Raw genomic sequence first — 4601 nt, 5'->3', positions numbered from 1 at the left:
AAAAAACATAGAGCTAGAGCGTTAAGCTGAAAGCATAACGCTCTAGTCGCCCGAGAGTGCGGCGACCCCCGGCAGGGTCTTGCCTTCCATCCATTCCAGAAACGCACCGCCCGCGCTCGACACATAGGTCATCCGCTCGATGATGCCCGCCTGCTTCAGCGCCGCCACAGTGTCCCCGCCACCCCCGACCGAGATCATCCCGCCATCCGTCGCGGTCGCCACGGCCGCCGCGAGACGCATCGTCGCCGCCTCGAACGGCGGGGTTTCGAACGCACCGAGCGGACCGTTCCAGATCAATGTTTTCAACCCCTGAACCGCCGCGATGATCGCATCCGTCGTCGCCGGCCCCACATCGAGCGCCATGGCATTGGCCGGAACCTGCCGCGCCGAGACCACCTGGGTCGGCGGATTGGGCGCGAAGGTTTCGCTCACCACGAAATCGACCGGCAACAGAATCGTGCAGCCATGCCCCGCCGCCGCCGCCATGATGTCGCGCGCGGTCTGGTGCAGCGCGGTTTCCTGCAGCGACTTGCCGAGTTCCGCCCCCTGCGCCGCCAGAAACGTATTGGCCATCGCCCCGCCGATCACCAACAGATCGACCTTGGTGATCAAATTAGTCAGCAGATCGAGCTTGGTCGAAACCTTCGAGCCGCCCACAATCGCCCCCACCGGCCGTTTCGGTGTCCCCAGTGCCGCGTTCAGCGCATCGAGTTCCGCCTGCATCAGCCGCCCGGCATAGGACGGCAGCAACAGCGCAACCCCCTCGGTGGTCGCATGGGCCCGATGCGCCGCCGAGAACGCGTCATTGACGAATAAATCCCCCAGTGCGGCCACCTCAGCGGCAAACGCCGGATCATTTTCCTCCTCGCCGGCGTGAAACCGCGTGTTTTCCAACACCAATACATCGCCATCCGCCATCGCCGCGACAGCCGCGCCCGCATCCGGCCCGACGCAATCATCAGCGAACCCGACCTTGCGCCCCAGCACCTCGCCCAGCGCCGTGGCGACCGGACGGAGCGACATGCTCTCCACCCGCTTGCCCTTCGGCCGGTCGAAATGCGACAGCACGATCACCTTCGCCCCCTTGCCGGACAATTCAACAATGGTGGGCGACAACCGCTCCAGCCGCGTGAGGTCGGTGATCCGCCCCTCCCGCAGTGGCACGTTGAGGTCCGCGCGCATCAGCACGCGCTTGCCCGCGACATCCACCCCATCGAGGGTGCGATACCCCGCCATCAGAGCGAGCCGAACAACGCGACCGTATCGCACATCCGGTTCGAGAAGCCCCATTCATTGTCATACCACCCCATCACCCGCGCCAGCGCGTGATCGACCACGTTGGTCTGCGGCGCATCGAAGCTGCATGAATAAGCGACATGGTTGAAATCCGAGCTGACCAAAGCCTCGGTCGAATACCCCAGAATCCCTTTGAGCTTGCCCTCGCTCGCCGCCTTCATCGCCGCGTTGATCTCCTCGACCGTCGCGTGTTTCTTCAAATTCACATCGAGCGACACCAGCGACACATTCGGCGTCGGCACCCTGATCGCGGTGCCATCGAGCTTGCCCTTCAACTCCGGCAGCACCAGCCCCAGCGCCTTGGCCGCCCCGGTCGAGGTCGGAATCATCGACAGCGCCGCCGCCCGCGCCCGATGCCGGTCCTTATGCAGCGTATCCACCGTCTTCTGATCGCCGGTATAGGAATGGATCGTCACCATATACCCGCGCTCGATCCCGAACGCCTCATGCAGCACCATCGCCATCGGCGCCAGGCAGTTCGTGGTGCAGGACGCATTGGAAATGATCGTCATCTCCTTGGTCAGCGTGTGATGGTTCACGCCGTAAACGATGGTCGCATCCACCCCGTCGGCCGGTGCGGAGACCAGCACCTTGCGCGCCCCCGCCTCGATCAGCTTGGCCGCCGCCTCGCGCTTGGTGAACAAGCCCGTGCACTCCATCGCCACATCGACACCCTGCAACGGCACCTTGCTCGGATCGCGCTCCGCCGAAACCTTGATCGGTGCATAGACCCGCCCGTTATGGGTGATGATGATGCTGTCACCCTTCACCTCGACAGTCCCGGGAAAGCGGCCGTGCACCGAATCATAGCGCAGCAGATGCGCATTATCCTCGACACTGCCCAGATCATTGATCAGCACGCATTCGAGATCGGTCCGCCCGCTCTCGATCATCGCCCGCAACAACAACCTGCCGATCCGGCCAAACCCGTTGATCGCGACTTTCACAGCCATTGAACTATTCTCCCAGTTAACGCGCCAGATTGGATGATTAAAGTTTCGCCTTCACGGCCGCAACGACCGCCTCGGCCGTAATCCCGAAATGCTGATACAGTTTCTGATACGGCGCACTCGCCCCGAAACCATGCATCCCGATGAAGGTCCCGTTATCCCCGAGATAACGATCCCACCCGTAACCCACCGCCGCCTCGATGCCGATGCGCGGCGCCTCGCCGAGCACCTCTTGCCGATACCCGGCATCCTGCTTATCGAACAATTCGAAACTCGGCACCGACGACACCGTGACATCGATGCCCTCCTTCGCCAGCATCGCATGCGCCTCAACCGCGATCGCCACTTCCGACCCGGTCGCAATAATCGTCGCCTTGCGCTGATGCGCGGCCCCGATCACCACATAACCACCCCGCGCCGACAAATTCTCAGCGCCATGATCCCGCGGCAGGCTCGGCATATTCTGCCGGCTCAGCACCATCAGCACCGGCCCGTCCTTGTGCTGCACCGCGACATCCCAGCACTCGGCGGTCTCCATCGCATCGCCCGGCCGCAGCACCAGCACGTTCGGCATCGCCCGGAACGAGGCCAGATGCTCCACCGGCTGATGCGTCGGCCCATCCTCGCCCAACCCGATACTGTCATGCGTCAGCACGAAAATTGACCGCACCCGCATCAGCGCCGCCAGCCGGATCGCCGGGCGGCAGTAATCGGAGAAAATAAAGAACGTCCCGCCATACGGAATCAACCCGCCATGCAGCGCCAGACCGTTCAGCGTCGTGCCCATCCCATGCTCGCGCACGCCGAAATGGATATATCGCCCGGCATAATCCCCCGGCAGACACGTCCCCATCGATTTCACGAATGTATTGTTCGACGGCGTCAGATCCGCCGACCCGCCGACCATCTCCGGCACCACCGGCACAATCGCATCGAGCGCCATCTGGCTCGCCACCCGAGTCGCGAGAGCGGGTTTGGTCTCGGCGATCTTCGCCCGCAGCGCATCCATCGCCACGCCATAGGCCGCCGGCAACTCGCCCGCCATCGCGGCATCGAACTCGGCGCGGCGATTGCTCCCCGCCAGCCGCTTCAGCCAGGCCCGCCGCGCGCCCTCGCCCCTGGCCCCCGCCGCACGCCACGGCGTGAGCACCTCCGCCGGCACCACGAAGGGCGGCGCGGTCCAGCCCAGCAAAGCCTTCGCCGCCGCCGCCTCCTCATTGCCCAGCGGCGACCCATGCGTACCCGACGTCCCGGCCTTGGTCGGCGCGCCGAACCCGATGATCGTCCGGCACGCGATCAACGTCGGCTTGCGGCTCCGCATCGCGAATTTAATCGCCTCCTCGATCGCCACCGGATCATGACCGTCGATCCGCTTCGCCGCCCAGCCATAGCCGATGAACCGCTTGACCACATCGTCGGTCATCGAAATCGACGTGCTGCCATCGATCGAGATCGAATTATCATCGTACAGCACGCAAATCTTGTTGAGCGCCAGATGCCCGGCGATCGCGCAGGCCTCGTGGCTCACGCCCTCCATCATGTCCCCATCGGACGCGATCACCCAGGTCCGGTGATCCACCAGCGACTTGCCGAACCGCGCCGCCAGCATCCTCTCCGCCAGCGCAAACCCGGTCGCGGTCGAAATCCCCTGGCCCAGCGGCCCGGTGGTCATCTCGATCGCCGGATGCTCCTCGCGCTCCGGATGCCCCGCGGTATGCGAGCCCAACTGCCGGAACTGCTTCAAATCCTCGATCGACATATTCTCATAGCCGGTCAGATGCAGCAGCGCATACAGCAGCATCGAGCCATGCCCGGCCGAAAGAATGAACCGGTCCCGATCCGCCCAATGCGGGTCGGCGGCATCGTATTTCATGAACTTGGTCCACAGCACCGTCGCCACATCGGCCATGCCCATCGGCATCCCCGGATGGCCGGAATTCGCCTTCTGCACGCCATCGATCGCCAGCGCCCGAATGGCATTCGCCATCATCCGCGCCTCGGTCATTGGGCGCGACAGCACCTCTTTCTGCCGTTCGAGCGCAATTTCATTGCTGGCGTGGTCGCTGTGGCTGGCCATATCGTTCCTCCTGTTGCGGAAAGCTCATAAGGGGCGAACGGCATCACGGCAATAGATAAATTACATACATTCAGTATGAATGAATGTGAATCGATCCCCATCCCCCCCCTTAACGGTTGGCACGCCCCGCCCCGAGTTCAAGCCAATCCCGCGTGAGCGGAGCGGCTCAATCACAGGCAAGGCAGGACTTCTTTTTGTGAACAAAAAGAAGCAAAAAAACTTTATTCATCAGGTCATTACCGGTGTAATCAGTCGCGCCTCATCGGGTTGATGATCTC

Annotated in this window: 3 protein-coding genes; all 3 read right to left on the bottom strand. The window is 63.1% G+C overall.

From position 1 onward, the window contains the following. Nucleotides 1–42 precede the first annotated feature (42 nt). The 3 genes from ACP5E6_RS16360 to tkt are packed head-to-tail and all read right to left on the bottom strand — an operon-like array spanning nt 43 to nt 4323. Nucleotides 43–1236, bottom strand: coding sequence for a phosphoglycerate kinase (locus ACP5E6_RS16360; protein ID WP_427955898.1), 1194 nt, complete (start codon nt 1234–1236; stop codon nt 43–45). Then, the gene (gene gap / locus ACP5E6_RS16355) at nt 1236–2249 is read right to left on the bottom strand and encodes a type I glyceraldehyde-3-phosphate dehydrogenase (protein ID WP_427955896.1); all 1014 of its coding nucleotides are present in this window, start codon (nt 2247–2249) and stop codon (nt 1236–1238) included. Before gap ends, ACP5E6_RS16360 begins: the two co-directional genes overlap by 1 nt. A 37-nt stretch (nt 2250–2286) precedes the next feature. Beyond that, nucleotides 2287–4323: a transketolase gene (tkt, locus tag ACP5E6_RS16350; protein ID WP_427955893.1), complete on the bottom strand. Its 2037-nt coding sequence runs from the start codon at nt 4321–4323 to the stop codon at nt 2287–2289. Nucleotides 4324–4601 lie beyond the last annotated feature (278 nt).

Origin of the sequence: Acidiphilium sp. (assembly GCF_049977125.1) — a bacterium.
GTDB lineage: Bacteria > Pseudomonadota > Alphaproteobacteria > Acetobacterales > Acetobacteraceae > Acidiphilium.
This window is presented reverse-complemented; position numbering and strand designations above follow the sequence as displayed.